General features: G+C 44.0%; 12 protein-coding genes. 1 reads left to right on the forward strand and 11 read right to left on the reverse strand.

The window, feature by feature from the left end:
- Positions 1-31 precede the first annotated feature (31 nt).
- From AVL57_RS02915 to rapA, 6 genes are all read right to left on the reverse strand, one after another.
- Complete coding sequence (locus tag AVL57_RS02915) at positions 32-2,218, reverse strand: hybrid sensor histidine kinase/response regulator (protein WP_057794075.1); 2,187 nt, start codon at positions 2,216-2,218, stop codon at positions 32-34.
- A 248-nt stretch (positions 2,219-2,466) separates the two neighbouring features.
- Entirely contained in the window at positions 2,467-3,804 is a 1,338-nt protein-coding gene (locus AVL57_RS02920; RefSeq protein WP_057794073.1) for an AmpG family muropeptide MFS transporter, read from the reverse strand.
- Positions 3,805-3,922: 118 nt separating this feature from the next.
- Positions 3,923-4,246, reverse strand: a complete 324-nt coding sequence (locus AVL57_RS02925; protein WP_013785507.1) for a hypothetical protein — start codon at positions 4,244-4,246, stop codon at positions 3,923-3,925.
- 136 nt (positions 4,247-4,382) lie between these two features.
- Positions 4,383-5,237, reverse strand: coding sequence for a DUF3530 family protein (locus AVL57_RS02930; RefSeq protein WP_158443235.1), 855 nt, complete (start codon positions 5,235-5,237; stop codon positions 4,383-4,385).
- 147 nt (positions 5,238-5,384) lie between these two features.
- Positions 5,385-6,170, reverse strand: coding sequence for a pseudouridine synthase (locus AVL57_RS02935; RefSeq protein ID WP_057794069.1), 786 nt, complete (start codon positions 6,168-6,170; stop codon positions 5,385-5,387).
- Positions 6,170-8,998 carry an RNA polymerase-associated protein RapA gene (gene rapA, locus AVL57_RS02940; protein ID WP_057794067.1) on the reverse strand — a complete coding sequence of 943 codons (2,829 nt, stop codon included), beginning with the start codon at positions 8,996-8,998 and terminating at the stop codon, positions 6,170-6,172. Before rapA ends, AVL57_RS02935 begins: the two co-directional genes overlap by 1 nt.
- A 371-nt stretch (positions 8,999-9,369) precedes the next feature.
- Here rapA and AVL57_RS02945 point away from each other — a divergent pair, with 371 nt between their 5' ends.
- The gene (locus tag AVL57_RS02945) at positions 9,370-10,767 is read left to right on the forward strand and encodes a PhoH family protein (RefSeq protein ID WP_057794064.1); all 1,398 of its coding nucleotides are present in this window, start codon (positions 9,370-9,372) and stop codon (positions 10,765-10,767) included.
- A gap of 123 nt (positions 10,768-10,890) precedes the next feature.
- On the opposite strand, the gene AVL57_RS02950 is transcribed toward AVL57_RS02945, so the two are convergent.
- The 5 genes from AVL57_RS02950 to AVL57_RS02970 form a co-directional block, all read right to left on the reverse strand.
- Complete coding sequence (locus AVL57_RS02950; RefSeq protein WP_057794062.1) at positions 10,891-13,638, reverse strand: TonB-dependent receptor; 2,748 nt, start codon at positions 13,636-13,638, stop codon at positions 10,891-10,893.
- A 493-nt stretch (positions 13,639-14,131) separates the two neighbouring features.
- Positions 14,132-14,734 (reverse strand): GntR family transcriptional regulator, encoded by a 603-nt coding sequence (locus AVL57_RS02955; protein WP_057794060.1) that lies wholly within the window; start codon positions 14,732-14,734, stop codon positions 14,132-14,134.
- A gap of 322 nt (positions 14,735-15,056) precedes the next feature.
- Entirely contained in the window at positions 15,057-16,937 is a 1,881-nt protein-coding gene (locus tag AVL57_RS02960; protein WP_197467645.1) for a sulfatase-like hydrolase/transferase, read from the reverse strand.
- A 126-nt stretch (positions 16,938-17,063) separates the two neighbouring features.
- Positions 17,064-18,515 (reverse strand): aldehyde dehydrogenase, encoded by a 1,452-nt coding sequence (aldA, locus tag AVL57_RS02965; RefSeq protein WP_057794058.1) that lies wholly within the window; start codon positions 18,513-18,515, stop codon positions 17,064-17,066.
- 2 nt (positions 18,516-18,517) lie between these two features.
- On the reverse strand, positions 18,518-19,282 hold the full coding sequence (locus AVL57_RS02970) for an SDR family oxidoreductase (RefSeq protein WP_057794056.1): 765 nt from the start codon (positions 19,280-19,282) through the stop codon (positions 18,518-18,520).

Genomic DNA, 19,282 nt, shown 5'->3' on the forward strand with positions numbered 1-19,282 from the left:
GCGCTTATTACACTAACTCTGCGTTTACTCCCTATAACTTCAACAGGGTTAATCCTAATGTATTTTTCAACTCTTGAAAGGTAACAGGTTTAACTAAGTGGTATCGAACACCAGCAAGCTCAGAGGCCTTCCTGTCGTCTTTATGTGCGTTAGCCGTAATAGCAACGATGGGAATATTTGGTTTTTTCTCTTTAATGATTTTTGCCACCTCTAATCCGCTTATATCAGGTAAATTAATATCTAACAAAATAGCGTCGTAGGACTCTTCACTCGCTAGCATGATGGCGTCATTACCATTGGTTACTGTCTTAGGTGAGTGACCCATGCATATCAGCATATTTTCAAGCATCTGTGCATTGATAGGCTCATCTTCTACCACCAGTATCTTGGCATGACTCACCGATTGATAGGCGGATTTATTCGGATGTGCTAAGTGATGAAGCGTATCTACAATACGGTTTTTATCAACTGGCTTAACAAAAGATTGCCATATTTCAAGCTTACTGTTTGCAATAACATTGGCAATATCTGGTGTCGCCGACAACACCACAATAGGTGGCGTACGCTTTCCGTAAATTGCATGAAGTGTTCGAGTTAGCTCTAAACCATCGATGCCAGGCATGTAAAGGTCGGCGAAAATGGCAGTGTATTGTAGTAACTCATCATGCAAGCTTAATAGGTCTGAACCTGAAGCAAAACAACGGGCGGAAAACCCTTCGCTAGTAATAATGTTTTGTATATGCAGTCGAGAAATTTCTAAATCATCAACAATAGCGAAGCGCGCATTGCTAGTATTAGCTTTGGGTGTTTCGATATCGGGTAAAGGCGTAATAGGAATATTGGCAACAAATTCAGTACCAATGCCCTCTTGGCTTGTAAACGAAAGGCGGCCGCCAAGTTGATCAATACTTTTCTGCACCACAGTTAGCCCAATGCCAGCCCCTGGAAACCTATGATCTAGCGGCTGTTCGCCACGAAAAAAGCGTTCAAAAATTTTAGACTTTATATCATCCGCAATGCCTAGTCCTGAGTCTCTCACTTTTATGACCAAAAATACCTTTTTGTTTCTCACCAAGGTTGTGACATTTACATCGATGATGCCATTGGGTGTGAACTTAACGGCATTGTCTAACGTGTTGCGGATGACTTTAGATAAGTTTATGGCATCCCCTTCGATAAAGTGCGGCACGCTATGGTTGCAATGCATCGTAAATTCGACTTTTTTCCCTCTAACCTGAACGGAGTAAGGGGATATGCACTCGTCGAGTAAACTGATGAGGTCAACTCGGCCAATGTGTTTATCTTGTTCGCTATCAATCGATAAAATATCGAGCAAGTTATTGGTTAAATTTAACAGCCGATAGCATGATTGTTCAGCTTGTTGAATGAGCTTTCCTTGCTGGTGCTTCATGTTAGGAATAAGTTCTAGTGCAGTAATGATGGCACTAATTGGTCCTCTAAACTCGTGGCTCATTAAGTTTAGGAAGTCGCGCTTTTCATTCTCAAGTAAGGCTTCAGATTCTTGATATTTCGAAGAGATATGCGCTTCTTTCTTAAGTAGGCGAGTTCTATTTTGGTTGATTTTTGAGAAAACAAATAGCCACAGCGCCATAAGAGAAAGTGCTAACAAGGCGGTAATCACGAACAAGCTTACCTTGAGGTTCTGAGCACTGTGACTCAACCGATTCAAGGTGATTTGTTCTTGAAGCCGAATATCTCTAATGAGTGGCGAAAGCTGAAGCGGGGGGGATAGATAACCCGCTACTTCACTAGGTGGTAAACCAACAATAGTACGGAGCAAATAAAAAGTAACTTTCACCTGCTCGGGAAGTGAAAGTGAAGTGCTCATTTGTTGTTCGCTGATATAGGCATCTAAACTGAGTGCTTGGGTATTAAAGTCATCGAAATGCGCATCGTCAATTAAAAAAGCATGTTGAAAGTGATACTTTGCTTCAACGACAAGGGGCATTAATTCCCTCTGAATAGTGGCTATTTCATCTGAAGGTTGTGGCTTAGTAAGTGTCTCAATATGGTTTTCTATTTCAATAAGTGCATGATGCAGTGAGTTGCTCGCACTTAGCGATTGCGACAACGTATAGTGGGTGTGTAAAAAGTGGTATAGGTAGGCGAAAAAACACAATATAACTACGGCAAACCCTGTAGCGATGTATAAATTCCAATGCGTTACTTCGTTAAACGGTACTTCATTCTTGCTCATAGCGACTCCATGCTACTACGCCTACTATTGGTCTTTTCTTGATTTTCCATTAGACGTTACTGGCTTTCCACTCAGCCATTGGGCTTTCGCCAGACCCACTACTACTACTACATTTTAATCGGCTACATTGAAGCCAAGTGAAAGCTTATTATATGGCTAATTTAGGCCATCCTTTTACGAACTCATTTCCTCATCATTGCTATATGCACAGTAGTTTAACTTTAGATGGGAAATGAGTTATTGCAATGTTATTGCTCAGAAGTTTTAGATTTTTCTAAATGAGTGATTTTATGTCTAATATTGTGTAAGAACAGCAAACTGGGAATAACCATAAGTGCTGTAATAACAAAGAACTGGCTCCAATTACCGTCAAGGAAATCAACCACGAAACCACTACTGGATGCTACTAAGGTTCTTCCCGCTACACTTAGCGATGCCATAAGGGCGTATTGGGTGGCACTGAAAGCGCGATTACACAACAGAGAAATAAAAGCGACCATAGCCACGGTGCTCCAAGCAGCCGTAAAACCGTCGATAATAACCGCGGCGGCCAGTAGTGTAACATCAGGCCCAGTAGTGGCTATAAGTGAGAACATAAGGTTAGAAGCCGCCATAGCAATACCGGCGGTCATTAAGCCCTTGTAAATGCCGTAGCGAATATTGACTAGCCCACCTATCAGAGAAAAGATAATGGTTACCCACCAATTGAGCAGCTTTGAGTAAGTGCCTATATCGCTATTTGAAAAACCAATCTCTTTGTAAAAAACGATACTCATTCTTCCTAAGAAGGCTTCTCCAATCTTAAACAAGAATATAAACAGCAAAAACGAGAGGGCGAGCTTGACGCCATTACGGGAGAAAAACTCGGAAAAAGGGGCCACTAAAGTTTGTTTAAACCAAAACGCTATTCTAGAAGAGCCTTCTCCGGCACTGCCTTGTGTTGGGCTCCCCACCACTTGGCTACGCAATAAATCCCTGTCTATGTCTGGTTCTTTAGCAAAAAGTGTTGAGACCATAAGTAGAAGCATGAAAAGGGCAAGTAAGCCGTAAATATCAGGCCAATACCAGCTGCTGTTGTCTGCAATAAAAAACGGGATGGCCCCAAGTCCACCATAACCCGTCCACCATCCTGCGGTGGCAACGGAAGAGGCAGCAGATAAACCGTCATTGTCATTTTCTTCAATAACATCAATTCGATAACCATCTATCGCAATATCTTGAGTAGAAGAAAAAATAGCGATGAGCAAACCCACCAATGCCAAATAAAATAAGTGACTATTGGCCGATAACTGTGTCATCAACGCACAACACAGGGCTATGCCACCTTGCATGATGAAAATCCAGCCTCGACGCTGGCCAAGAAAGCGAGGTTTTACGCGGTCAATTAAAGGAGACCAAAGAAAATTGAATGAATAGACCGCAAAGATAGCACCAAACAAGCCAATGGCTGACCGAGATAGGCCTTCATCTTTTAACCAAGCAGATAGCACTGAACCAATCATAATCCATGGAAAACCACTGGTAATGCCAAATAGAAAAATACTGAGGTAACGTCGGTCGTGATAAGTTTTCAGAGAGTCTAACAATTGCGTTCCATGGCCAAAGCGTGATCGTTTCGTATTGAGCCATGATCACGCTTGAGTTTCAATGAAAACGAGCGATAAAGGGTTGAATCACTGATAAATTAAGGAATAAAGAAAGTCGTTAGGGACGGATACCAACACAATCGATGGGGCAGTGCCCTTTTCCTTCTAAGAACAATACACAGTTCATTAACTCATCGACGAGATATTTATCTGAACGTAACTTATCTTCTTGCCAAAAATGGACTTGATGGAGCAAATGCCAAAAGACCCGTTCCTTATAGGTGTAAGGTTGGGTAAATGTGTACTCTATCTGGCCCCATTCTTCCATACTATCCCAAAAGAATAGTTCGATCTCCTCGACCGGAAGCTCTCCTTGCCAAAATGACCTCAGATAAAAACACAGCTGCTTGGCCTTTTTGTTTACGAATGTTTGAACAGTCATAGACACACAGCCGCCGTTATTAAAGATTAAAATGAATTATAGTTCAGAACAATCAGTGATACCTTGTGAAACACAAGGCACATGAGATAGATTACTGTTTTAAGCTGTAAATTAGACTAGTTGGTTTAGATTCTAATTACCAGCCTAAATGTTGAGTCCATCCAAGAACGCTGCCAGCAATCAACTGAATTTTAGCTCTATTCTCATTGTCCATTAGACCAAAGGTTGAATTTTGGGTTGAGAGTGACTGTTGTCTGTAGTGGAGTTTGAGTGAGGTGATGGCAAGTTGTTTTCGTTTCGTTTCTGTTTGCGATGCCCATGTATTGGTGTCGTTAATAGATAAATCTAATACCGGGAATTCTGTTCCAGCAATAAATTCAGGTACACCGCGATTTATGTCGGCATTCGGCCAAAAGGGGGTGATGGCGACTAAAGTGTCTGGTGAGGGAATAATGCCTTTAGAACCTAAATCCAGCAATTGTGCAGCCTGCATACCATAAGCAATGTTCATTCTAAACCCTTGATGACTTTCAAGGTGCGTATTAAGCGCATTGATTAAGATGGTTAAATGCTGACTGGACGATACGTAACTTTGTCGCTGAAGTCGACTGTCACTTTTCGGGTGAATGGCTTCATCGACGGGAAGGTCAGGGTCTTCTTCTAGCGTGAATGAAACTGGGCTAACCACAGCATGCCAACCTTTTTCATTCAGTAAGCTGGCTAAGTGACGCGCGTCCCCAATAGAAAGTCCGGTGGGTGAGGCATCAGCTAATATAATGGCCGCTCCGCGAGAGATGGGTAATGCTGATGGGCTCTCAAAAATAGGCACGCGGATTTCCCCAGCCATTACATAGGTAATGTCATCGGGTAAAAAAGCGTGGGTAATATCCTCATACAAGCTTTGGGCTTGCGCACCAGGCGCAAAATATCCCATCAAAAACATAAGGCTAAAGCTGCAACCCACCACGAGAAAGCGAAATAAACGTAACATGGCGTACCAATAAAGCATTCAACAGTTTTATTATCGGCTAAAGCTTTGAAAACTTCAGTTCGAACCAATAGTATTTTTTAGCACTTGGTTAATTAACCGCTTAAATGATAAAAGCTGAAACAGGTAGCTAAGAAGCGCCCCAAAGTCTCAATCTATAGATAGTGGGGCGGGGGAGTAATGGGCATAAGCAGTAAACGGGATAGGCGTTTGAAAGGTTAACCAGTCTTCCGAGGCAGGATGCGCAAAGCTCAAGCTTTCTGCATGCAACTGCAAACGTTCGGCCATACTCAGCGCTTCAGCATGAGCATACAACCTATCACCTAAGATAGGGTGACCTAACTCAAGCATGTGAACACGTAATTGGTGGGAGCGCCCAGTAACGGGGTACAAGGCCACTAACGTTTCGCTTAGCTCACTCGTAGTGCTAGTGCTGGGGCTAGTATAAGAGCTAGCGCTAGCGGCTGAATTAACGGGTTGAGGTGATACTTTTGGTATAACGTCTACCACTTCATAATGGGTGAGAGCTTTTTTGCCTCGCGCATAATCCACCATTTGCTTAGGGCGATTAGGCCAATCACAAATTAGGGGTAAATTTACTTCTCCCTCACTGTTTTTCACGTTACCGAAAACCCGAGCGAAATAACGTTTCTTGGTTTGACGTAATTCAAATTGCTTTGAAATATGTCGATGGCTTTCTTTGTTAAGCGCCATCACCATAATACCCGACGTTGCCATATCGAGCCTATGGACTACCGTCGCCGTAGGAAACACAGTATTAACTCTGCTAATGAGCGAGTCTTTATGTTCTTCTGCTTTACCTGGCACACTTAACAGGCCGCTGGGCTTATTCGCTACCAAGATGTCATCATCTTGGTAGAGAATGGTTAAATAGGGCTGTACGGGCGGGTTATAAACAAACGCTGGATTAGCCATTAAGGGTTATTCACCACTAAACGAAGGGCATCAAATTGCACATCAGCGCCTTGTATTACTTTGTCCAATGCGTTCATTTGATTTTCAATAAACTCGATTTCACTGTCACGTACTGACGGGTTACGCTTCTGCAAATCGACTAAACGCTGGATTTCACTGTTTAGGGTTTTATGCATGTCTTGCAGTGCATCGTGTAGCTTTTGATTCGCTTGTTGATGCGCCAGTTTACGGCTGTTTTCAATTGCTAAGGTAAGCGGCTGTTGAAGCGCTTTTATTAACTGATGCGAAATTTTGCGGTTTACTTTACGCTTTATCTCGAAGGTTAAATCTACTTGGTTACCTTGTGCATCTAAACAAATACGCAGTGGCGTTTGAGGTAAGAAGCGGCCAAGCTGGAGGGCTTTTGGGGCGTTGGCATCTAGCACAAACAAAGCCTCTAACCAGTAAGCGCCTTTGGGCAAGTCAGGGTCAGCAATAAAGCCAATGCTGCTTTTACCATGCACATCACTAAGCACTAAATCGATAGCGGTATGCACAAGAGGGTGATCCCAACTTAAAAACTGTACATTTTCTAGGGTTGTAGCAACTCGGCGCTTATAGGTTACGGTCATGCCTTCAGGGTCAAGCCCCGGTAATTGGCTAACCATAGATTCTGTTGGCATAAGAATGAAGCAATCGCTGCCTTTTTCTTCTTGCTGAACACCAATAGCATCAAACAAACGACCCATAAAACGGGACAAATCTTGCGAGTTATCAAGCAATATGATGTCTTCAAGCAACTGCTCAACGCGGCCTTCACCAGAGGCATTAAGTTCTAATAAACGGTCACGGCCGGCTTCCAACTGTGCCACTAACTGACTATTTAACGTGGTACTTAAGTTGATAAGTTCATCACGAGTATGGAGATCGTGAGGATGCAAACACGCTCCAATCAACAAGGTTTTTACGTCGTCAAACACACCTGAGCCGGTAGGGCAGGTTTTCTCGAACGCATTAAGCCCTTCATGATACCAATCCACCAACACATGCTGAGCGGTGTTTTTCAAATAAGGCACGTGAATTTCAACGGTTTGAGTTTGACCGATACGATCTAAGCGACCAATTCGTTGTTCAAGTAAGTCGGGAGTGACGGGTAAATCGAATAACACCAAGTGATGAGCAAATTGGAAGTTACGCCCTTCACTGCCAATTTCGCTACACAGCAATATTTGCGCGCCATCTTCTTCATCAGAAAAATAATGGGCGGCTTTGTCTCGTTCTACAATGGTCATGCCTTCGTGGAATACGCTATGACGTACACCGGTTTGAGTGCGAATGACTTCACCAAGTTCTTGTGCGGTGCGCGCACTGGCACAAATCAGTAATATCTTTTCTGGTTTTACCGATTGCATAAAATCAAGTAACCAGCCTACCCGAGGATCTTCATCCATCCAGCTATTCACCACGCTTGGCATACGCTCAGGGTATAACGCATGGGTTAAATCACCACCGGTTACCGCACTTTCATATACCACTGGCAGTTCAAGTTGGTAGCCAAGCAATACGCGGTCAGGAAAGCCTTCAATATTGGCTCTGCGGTTTCTAAACAGCATTCTGCCAGTACCGTGGCAATCAATAAGCTGATGTACTAGTTCTCGGCGTGCTTCAGGTTGTGCTAAATCACCTGCATTTTCCATCACATCCGGGGCGAAGTCGGTTAGCTTAGTGCGCTGCTTTTCGTCCGGTGTGGTGTCTGAAAGTAACGGGGCTACAGCGTCAGCAAGCTGACTGTAACGCGACTCTTCTGTTAAAAACGCTTCGTAACTATGGAAGCGGGCAGGGTCGAGTAATCGCAAGCGGGCAAAGTGGCTTTCATGGCCAAGTTGATCTGGTGTTGCGGTTAATAGCAATACACCTGGCGTTTCATTAGCCAACGCTTCCACCAAAGTGTATTCAGCAGAAGGGGCATCGGCAGACCACGCAAGGTGATGGGCCTCATCAACCACCATTAAATCCCACGATGCCGCTTGAATTTGTTGTTGACGTTTTTCGCTCTGACTTAAAAAGTCTATGCTACATAGCACTAACTGGTCGTTATCAAATGGGTTGGTTTCCCCATCATCATCTAAAGCTTCGCATCGGCTTTCATCAAAAATAGCGAAAGGTAGATTAATTCTGCGCAGCATTTCAACTAACCACTGATGTACCAATGAATCAGGCACTAAAATTAATACTCGCTGAGCGCGCCCCGTGCGCAGTTGCTGATGAATAATAAGCGCGGCTTCAATGGTTTTACCTAAGCCAACTTCATCGGCAAGTAAAACACGTGGTGCGTGGCGTCCACCCACTTCAGAGGCAATATGTAGCTGGTGGGGAATGAGCGAGATACGTGCACCCGCTAAGCCCAAGGTGCTTGAGCGTAAATAATCGTATTGGTGGTTCAGGGCATTAAGACGTAAGTCGAACCACTTAGGGTGGTCAAGTTGCTCGCTGAACAAGCGCTTTTCAGGTTGGTTTAATCGAATATGGTGATCAAGCAAGGTTTCAGATAGGCGAACCTGTGCTTTGGTGTCTTCGCGGATACCGAAATAAATGCAAACGCCCTGACTTTCTTCAATTTCAGAAATCGTCATTTGCCAGCCGTCTTGGCTCTTTATTGTTTCGCCAATATCAAAGACTAAACGGGTAAGTGGTGCATCTTGTTTTGTATACATTCGTGCTTCACCCGTGGCAGGGAAAAACACCTCAACTGAGCGAAAATCAACACTAATAACAGCGCCTAAACCTAATTCGGTTTCAGTATTACTTAACCAACGCTGACCAATGGAAAACGGATTTCCTGAACTCATAAATCACCAACCTTTTTTGCGGGGGCGGTATTGTACGCATTGTGTATTAATAAGTCATTAATACTAGCCCATTTGTGCGTTTTAATCTTGGGTAGGAAAATGTGGTTGGAGGAGGAAGGCAGAAACAGAAGAAAAAAATTTATCAGAAAAACAGTGCTAATAATGAAAATCTGGATTATGGTGGATTTAGCGCTTGTGATTGTTTGTTGGGCAAGCGTGTGAAGTGGCGGTGTTTAGGTAACTGCCACTTTTCGGTCGACGCGACAAGGAGTGGAAGTCCTGTTCGAGCGACAACTTCTTCTCCTTCAGCGGAACTGTTCCTAGCACGCTAATTTGTTGTGTGTGCCTGGCCTTATTTACCGGAGTAAAGGATGCCAAGAAAAAATTCCACTGATACAAAAATATACGTCCTCGATACCAATATTCTGCTGCACGAACCTCACGCATTTCTCTCCTTTAAAGAACACGATGTCGTTGTACCAATGACAGTGCTTGAAGAACTAGATTACATCAAAGACAGTAAGAAAGACGTTGCCCGAGATGCGCGAGTATCTATTCGTGCAATGGAAGACTTATTGCACGATGCGTCACCTGACAATATGGTGGCCGGTGTATCTATGGTGGGAATGGGCGCAGGTGAAACAGCACCCACAGGTTCGTTGTCTATTTATACTGATTTGGGCATGGCACAATCGCAGCAAGTGTTCACCAGTAATGAGAACGACAACCGCATCATTAATGTGGCCCTGCATTTGCAAAAAGCGAATGCACCGCAACAAGTGGTGTTGGTCACCAAAGATCTCAACATGCGCCTTAAAGCTAAAGGGGCAGGTCTGGCTCATGTAGAGGATTACCGCACCGACCAACTTATCAGTGATATTAAATACTTATCTCGGGGCTTCCATCGGTTTGAAGGCAATTTCTGGGACAAGGTTAAAAGCGTAGACAGTCGTACTGAAGGTCGCGATACCATTCACACCATTCCCAAAGCCATGCTGCCAGAAGCTTACATCAATGAGTTTCTACTTGATGAAAGCAACGATTTTGCTGGACTCGTTGAGGCGATTAACGGCGACTCTCTTGAAGTGCTCGATTTAGGCTATGAGCGCTTAATGGGCCGCCATGCATGGGGAATTACACCAAAAAACATTGGCCAAGCTATGGCGCTTCATGCGTTGCTTGACCCACACATCGACTTGGTGATCCTTACTGGCCCTGCTGGGAGTGGTAAAACCCTATTGGCCTTAGCCGCCGCCCTTGAAATGGTGGTAGAGCGTAACATGTACGATAAGATAATCGTGACACGTAGCACGCCAGAAATAGCCGAATCGATAGGCTTCTTGCCGGGCACGGAAGAAGAGAAAATGCTGCCGTGGCTGGCGGCCATTACAGACTCGTTAGAGGTGCTACATAAGCACGACGAAAATGTGAAAGGCTCTATGAATTACATCATGGAGAAAGCCAATATCCAGTATAAGTCGGTTAACTTTATGCGCGGGCGAAGCATTCAAAATTCTATTGTTATTTTGGATGAATCTCAGAACTTAACTGCGTCACAGCTTAAAACCATTATCACCCGATGCGGTGAAGGTACCAAAATTATTGTGGGCGGAAACTTGGCCCAAATCGACAGTAATTACTTAAGTGCCGTAACTTCAGGGCTTACTTACCTGGTAGAGAAGTTCAAAGACTTCTCCGGCAGTGCAACACTGAACCTAGATGGGGTAGTGCGAAGCCGTTTAGCCAGCTTTGCAGAAGAGAATCTTTAGTGTTGTAGCTTGCTAATAATGGTTTGCCTTGGGGGAATTTCCCCCAAGGCAAAATTATTGATAAGCGTAGAATAATCCTTATTTTTGCGTTGTATTAAGTAGCGCGACACCATTTCTATTTTCTTAGAACTTACCTCTCACACCCACATTGTAGCGGGGGCCATACGTTTCATAGTCGATAAGCTGATTGCTGAAGCGACCATGTCTACGGGTACTTTCATCGGTTACGTTAATACCATCTAGGTACACAGATACATGGTCATTAATATCGTAACTTGCTGAGATATCAAGTTGGCTGTACGCCTCGGTAAAGGTAGGCTCTAAACCACCAGAAAGTAAAAACTCATCTCGCCAGTTATACGCTGCTCTAACTTGGTAATAGTCCTTTTCATAAAACAATACGAAGTTAGCTGAATCGCTTAAGCCGGTTAGTGCAAAGTTGTTTTCCAAAGAATAAACATCATATTCGTCTGCACTATTTACCATGGTGTAGTTAACCACGGTGCCAAAACCTGTTTCACCAAACAGATGCTGTACGTTGAACTCCCAACCATAGACACGCGTGGCATCAAGATTTAACGGCGTAGAAATTTCCCATGCGATAGCAGGATCGCCAGGTTGGGAAACACAGGCGGCTACTGGGTCAGTAACAGTGCCATCTGGGCAGTTCGCTCTCGCGCTTACACTTGGGTCAGTTAGTGGGCCATTAGGGCCTTCTATTTCGCTCTCTATCTGGCCAGTAGAAATAAAGTTATCAACTTGCTTACGGAAGTGGCCAACGGAAACATAGCTACCATCGTCGTAGTAGTACTCTAGCGATAAGTCCACGTTTTGAGACTCGAAAGGAAGTAGATTAGGGTTGCCTTGAGACGCACGAAATGGCCCACCTGCACGGTGTAAGTCTAAACTTGTGGCTGGGAACATAGCGCCAATACTACTTCTTGCGATAGTTTTACTGTAAGAAAACCTAGCGACTAAATCGTCAGTAATTTCCATACTAATATCTAAGTTGGGCAAGAATTGTTCGTAGTCTCCTTCCAGCGTTTCGGTTAGCTCCTCGGCAGCCAATACTTTTGCCAGTTGTATTGGCGTAATCCAATTAAAGCCTACCACTGGGCGTTGCACTGAGTAAGACTCAACGTCAGTTTCTTCGTATCTCACACCAAAGCTAGCGTTGATCGGCATGTTGTTAAAATCGGTGACAAAATCAAAGGAGAGAAATACCGCAGTCGTTTCTTCCGAAATACCATTGCGACGAACATCGGCTTCATTATAAAGGGATTGTTCCCTTACGAGATCAAGAAAGTCATTGGCACTATAAATAGGAAGAAATTCAAAGCCTACGCCACCAGGACGAAACTCATAGTCGAGTTCACTAATGTCCAACGTGCCATTGCCTAGCGCAAAATTATCACTATAAATATTGTTACTATCTACATCATATTTGGTATGAGCAAAACCGAAATTAATGGCATCTAATGCCCCTGTTTCCATATTTAGCCATTTACCGAATAACTGTATTTGCTGAATATTATTTTCAATCTCGTAACCACGTTCCTGATATAGATCTGCCTCTATATTTTCAGGCGCATAGGCGCCACCAGGTACCCCAGTATCATCATAATATGCAATAGGAGTATCGCCGCTGAAGTCAGCACTGATATGGACAGGTGCCAGGTCGCCAAATGGATTTTTTAAGTTAGCGATCCGTTCAGCAGGTAGACCGCCGGGATTTGAATGTGATGTTGAATCATGCAAATCTAATTCGAAGCTCAGTGCGTCGGTAGCCCGCCACTCAAAATTAACGCCATAGGAGTCATTTTCAGTTTCAAAATTGTATTCCCATGCCCAGAAATTAAGCTCGTCATTCATGCGGCTAGGATTGATAATGGTGCCGTTTTCGTCAGCTGCACCTTCTTGTACGTTATCAAACCAAAAACTCATACGGTTCATTTTACCGTTTTCATCTAAGCGAGATATAACATAATCTAATGTGGTGGTGAGTGAATCTGTTGGTCTGAATTGAAGCACTACCTGTCCATTTATTCGGTCACGACTGTAGTTAGACTCTTCTAAATCAACGGTGGGTGTGCGCCATGTTGCCAGGGTAGGGTTTTTTGAAATATCGATAGCACTGGTATCTGGGTTAGCTTGGCCTGGGTAGCCACGACTCCACCCTTGAGTTCCAATACGATCCACATGGCTATCTCGTTCAGCATAGGAAAACGACGCCAGTACCCCAAACCTTTTATCATCGAATGTTTTACTTACCATGCCAGAGAACTCAGGCGTAACACTATCTCCATCGGTTACGCTGGTGTCCATTACTGCTTTTGCACTCCACGCAGCCATGAATTCATCCATCTCAAAAGGACGAGCGGTATTAATGTTTATAGTAGCGCCTAAGCCGCCGGAACTGACATCGGCTTTACCTGTTTTGTGTACTTCCACACCAGAAACACTTTCGGCCGCAATCTCCCGGAAGTTAAAACTCCGTGATATGCCGCTTGTCAGCAGAGAGGATGAATTAGGCATCTGACGGTTATTTAAAGTGACTAAATTAAAGCTAGGTCCGAAACCTCGAACTGTAACCTGATTACCTTCATTGTTGGTTCGGTCAATAGATACACCGGTGATACGTTGCAATGATTCTGCAAGGTTGGTGTCTGGAAATTTTCCAATGTCTTCAGCAGAAATGGCTTCTACAACACCAGATGATTCTCGCTTGATATCCATCGCTGAGGTGAGTGAGCCTCGAATACCTTTCACTTCAATAACTTCGACAGACTTATCTTCTTGAGCCATCAAACCATTACTTAGCAGGGCACAGGCTACTGCAGCCGAGACCGCATTAAACTTTTTCGTTTGCATAAATATTCCCGTCACTATCGTGTAAAAGCTTTGTTAATAAGATTCATTATTAATGTTCTAATGTTAATTGTCAACAATATGATCTGGCGGTTATGTGAAGAGAATCTATGAAGTCCCTTTTTTAAAAAGCACAGCAGAGTAGATTTGGGCGAAACGAGTACTTATTGTTTGAGGTTAGCGACTGCAGATGTGGTAGATAGCAAGGCTGGATGTATTGTAAAGGTTGACGTGTTAGAGCATAGAAATTGGAAAGGTAACTTTTGTGATGAGTTTAAGGCTCTAGTTTTATTTAGTTTTTGTAAAATACAGAATTGTCTTTGGGCACTGCTGTGGCTTAAGTGGTAATTTGAAAAAGGTTGAAGCGGAGAAATTTGCTGAGGTAAGTAGGAAGGTAAGAAAGGAAACCATTTTTAATGGCCGCTAAATGATTTGGCGGCCATTATTGTAGTGCTGGGATTAATTTAAGGCTAATACCCTAAGAAGCCGAAGACGGCTATTTGATATTTTTACGGATGGCGACAATAGCGCCTTTGGCGTCACCTTCTCGAAATGCATTTACGATATCTCGGTGTTCATCTACTAATTTGTTAGATGATTTGATGCGTTGATAATTCATACGCATACGGATAACAATGGGGTACCACAAGTTAAGTAGGCTTTCACCGCCAGCAAGTTCAACAAAGTATTCATGGAACGCGATATCAGCTTTAGTCAGTTCAGTGTACTCATCGCGCTCAAAATGCTCTTGCATATTGTCGATAAGCTTATCCATATTAGCCAATTGCTCTGGGGTTAAATTTCCCGCCAATTGCTTAGCCGCATACTCTTCAATCTTCTTTCGCAAATCAATACTTAGTTTTTGTAGTTCAGAAGGAAGTGGTGTGTTTACAGACGCGCCAACGTTGTTTTTACTTACCAATAAACCTTCTTTGGTAAGTTTTAATATGACGTCACGAATAGGGCCTCTGGACACATCAAACCGGTCCGCTAGTTGAATCTCATTTAGCTTAGTGTTTGGCGCTAGTTCACCGGAAATTATATCTGAACGGATAAGGTCAGCAATTTGATCACGAACAGAGAGAATTTTCGGTTTCATGGGAACTCCAACTTTTATAGCAATAAGATTGGCGAATTGTTAACGTTTTTCTTTAAATTGTCCAGTAAAAAACCAAGTGAGAGCACAGTACGAATGCTAAATACCAAGGTGCCATTCACTTCGGGGCAACGCTAAAATGGTAAACCAATAACCGATACTGAATAAGCCGATAGCCGTGCAGAATGGCTACAAGGTTAAAGTGGTTTACCAAAACTACGCTGGTGGTACGTAATACCAAACAACGACTGCATTGTTCATTGCAGTCGTTGTTTAACCAGCACTTTACGGAGTAAAAGCGCAGCGAAAATAACGTAGGCGTCAATTACAAATTGAAACGTTGTGGATTAGTAACGCCAGGTTGAGGGATAAGGTCGTTGGGGATATTGATTTTTTTGTCATCGGCACCGTCTGCAAAATTGCTAATATTATAGTTATTGACCGTGTTCCAATCCATTTCAACCCGGCCATCCCCTAACACAATACGCCCGAGTTTTTGACGAAACCATTCTGCAAGTTTTAAATACTCAACCGTATACGCAACGTTCTGTCGCTCAAGAGGATCGACTCTTAAGTCATACAGCGCTAAGTCTACTTTCAAGGGGTGTGCAGTTAAGGCCCACGTAATATCATCGTTTAGATAGGGCGTAGTGGCAGGTTCACGTCTGTCTCGGGTTCGCATTGAGAACGCAAAGTTTTCAGTACGTAAGTAAGCTCTATGACCACTGACTAAATTCATTTCTCCTAAAATATACTCTCGGCTAAAACCCTCATCCTTGGCAATGCTCGCGAGGTCGACGCCATCTAAGTAGTCGTATTGGGCAGTCCGAATATCGATATTTGCGCCAGCCAAAAGGGTCGGGGCTAAGTCTACGTACTCCACTAATTCATCGACTACCTTACCGGCGGGATAGGTTTTTTTATCTGACGACACGACAATAACCGCGCCATTGAGCGATTGTTTCCAAGGGCCAAATTTAGCCATCATACCTTGCTCACCTAAATGCCAACCGTGGTCGCCTACCGTGAAAACAATTAGGTACTCGCGATTTTGTTTCGCTGAATAGGCTTTGAAAGCATCTACAGCTTCACCGATGAGTGCATCACCAAATGCGGTAAAAGCATAGTAATCGCGAACAGCCTGAAGCTTGTCTTGTTCTGTCATACCATCGGTTTTAGATTCGTTATAAATTTGCTGAAGCTGGGTGGGGAAACTTCCAACTTCTTCAGCACTAAACTCGGGTAATTTATAGGGTTGGTCTTTGAATTTGTCTCTGTAAGACTTAGGCGGAAGTACCGGTGTATGAGGTAAGTGAAACCCTAGGTTTACGAAGACGGGTTTAGATGCGTCAGGGCCGTTAACTTTTTTCCCTGCTAGGGTAGTGTAACTTTGACTTGCATTGGCTAAGTGGTTTTCAAACTCTTCAACAATGAGTGCATCTACTGTCTTATCGGCGGGTTGAGGGTTGACGCCGCCAAGAATTAATCCTGTGTTTATACGTGTGTAGGCACGCAAAATATCAAACTCGTCTTCTACTGAGGTTTTAATAGCCTCTTCTTCTGCGCTTAAGTTTCGGTCAGCTTTCGATAGCACATATTGTTTTTTCGTACCATCAGGGTAGAACACGGTTTCAGTCGCGTCTTGGCGCAATAGCACGCCATCAGTTAGGCCGTGTGACCCCGTTGAATATAAACCGCCTAAACCCGCCCTGTGTAGGTCACGATTGTATTCTAGGGCAAAATCGAAAATAGTGCTCGGCTCTCCCAGCTTTTCTGAAATACCATGGTGATGTTTGCCAATTATTGCCGTGTTATAACCTGCATCACGTAAGCTTTGGGACACTGCTGGGCGCGTAAAATCAGCTTCTTGATGGGTATGTTCCCATGCATATTTACCATTGCGAAAAGGGTAACGACCCGTATGCATCGACGTGCGGGACGGTCCACAGGCAGGAGAGTTGTTATAAGCGCGGGTAAACATGACGCCTTCAGCTGCCAGTTTATCGATATTTGGCGATGACACGTAGCCCAACGCGCTTTCGCTTTTACCTGTTGTCGCACGATTGTAAGCTTGAACTGAGTCTGGCCGGTGGTCGTCAGTAATAATCCACAGAATGTTAGGTTGCTCATTTTGCGCAAAACTATAGGTGGAGCTCACCACTAGGGTAGTAACAAATGCTATTTTGGATATCGTCGTTTTAATCAATGTAGGAGCCTCACTGTTAAGTGCCAATACAGCGAAATTTATGGCGGGAAAGACTCCCTATCTAGATGAAATCCAGATAGGAAGGGTTGGTAGCTAAGTGATTCTAGTGTGTTGACTGAAGTGTGATTAGGTTGGTTCGTGCATATAAATGGTTTTTTTATCTAGGTACTGCTCTAGGCCGTACAAACCATCTTCGCCACCCATTCCACTTTTTTTCCAGCCATTGTGAAAGCCTTGGTGCTGCTCACCGATGCCACGGTTTACATACACTTCACCCACTTCCATCTCTGCAATAGCTTTGTTTATATGTTTTAGTGAAGAGGTATAGAGGTAGGCGGAAAGGCCATACTCACTGTCGTTAGTAAACTCAATAGCTTGTTCGATACTGGCTATTTTCATGACGGGCAGGATTGGTCCGAAGGTTTCTTCATGCATTAACACATTGTCGTGAGAAACATTGCCCACTAGGGTTGGCTCAAACCAGTGGCCTTTTTCAAAGCCATCAACATTTGCTTCTTTACCGCCGCACAAGATTGTTGCACCTTGGTTTAGACCGTCTTTTAAGAGTTTGCTTATATTAGTAATCTCACGGGCGTTAATCTTTGGCCCCATCTGGGTATCAGGATGCATAGGATCGCCCACCTTAATCGACTTCACCTTAGGTAAAAGCGTTGCAATAAAGGCATCGTATACATCTTCATGTACATAAAGACGCTCTGCGCAGGTACACACTTGGCCACAGTTGGCGAAGCGAGTGTCGATTAGGTCATTGGCCGCTTTTTCTAGGTCTGCATCATCCATGACAATGAATGGCGCCTTACCACCAAGTTCTAACATCACCGGTATCATGTTCTTACCGGCTGATTGATAGATTTTTTCACCTGCTCGGGTACTTCCCGTCATGGTGATAAGCTTGGTAATCGGGCTTTCACAAAGGAATTGCCCAACCGAAACACCTGTACCATTAAGAATATTAAGAACGCCTTTAGGGATCCCTGCTTTTATCGCTAATTCACCTAACATGAGCGTGGCAAGTGGCGTTTCTTCGGTGGGTTTCAATACCAGTGTGTTTCCGGTGATAAGGGCAGGGCCTATCTTCCGTCCTGCCAATGCCAAAGGGAAATTCCACGCGGTAATTGCCACTACAACCCCACGAGGCACCTTATGAATGTATATTTTTTCATTGTCATTGTCTGAAGGAAGAATATCACCGCGAATGGTTAGCGCATTGTCACACGCATAGTCGATAAAACTTGCGGTTACTGCCACTTCCATTTCTGCAACGCCAATTAGTTTGCCTTGTTCACTTACTAGCAAGGGCGCTAGGGTGTCGGTGTGCTCCCTGATCAGCTGTGCAAATTTACGTAACACGGTGGCTCTTTCTCTCGCGGTCTTTAAAGCCCACGCACGCTGCGCGTTTTGCGCTGCGTCCAGGGCACTTTGCGCGTCTTCTTCACAACCAAAAGGAATGTCACCCACTCGCTTACCGGTGCTCGGGCTCGTAATTGAGATATGCTCTTCAGAAGCAGAGCTTACATATTCACCATTAATAAAATGCTTCTTGTTATGTGGGTACATGTTTACCTTCCCATCCAGCCGCCATCAACAAGAACGGTAGCGCCGTTCATATAGTCTGATGCTTGCGAGGCTAAAAATACGGTAGGGCCAATAAAGTCTTCTGGTTCACCCCACCGCCCCTGAGGAATTCGCGCCAATATTGATTCAGCACGACTTGGATCATTACGTAGTGCTTCTGTATTATCAGTGGCAATGTAACCGGGCGCAATAGCGTTGACATTGATACCTTGTCCCGCCCATTCGTTGGCCAGAGCCTTGGTAAGTTGACCAATAGCACCTTTACTCGCGGCGTAACCAGGTACGGTAATACCGCCTTGAAACGTCAGTAATGACGCGGTAAAAATAATTTTACCCTGCTTATTAGCTACCATCTGTTTGCCTATCTCACGGCTTAACACAAATTGGGCATTCAAATTGACTTCAATAACCGTATCCCAATACTCGTCGCTATGTTCGACAGCGGGGTCGCGCATAATAGTGCCCGCGTTGTTAACTAGAATATCAATAGTCGAATGTGCTTCCTTTACTTCACTGATGAAGCGATACAGGTCTTTTCGGTTACTAAAATCACATTGATAAGCACTGAATTCACGGCCAGCAGCCAGCACACCTTTTTCGGTTTCGGAGCCAGAAGAGGCTAAACTAGCTGATACGCCAATGATGTTTGCGCCTGCTTGTGCTAGCCCGATAGCCATTGCTTGGCCTATTCCACGGCTACACCCTGTTACTAAGGCAGTCTTTCCTGATAAATCAAACAACGATGACAT

Source organism: Alteromonas stellipolaris, assembly GCF_001562115.1.
Lineage (GTDB): Bacteria > Pseudomonadota > Gammaproteobacteria > Enterobacterales > Alteromonadaceae > Alteromonas > Alteromonas stellipolaris.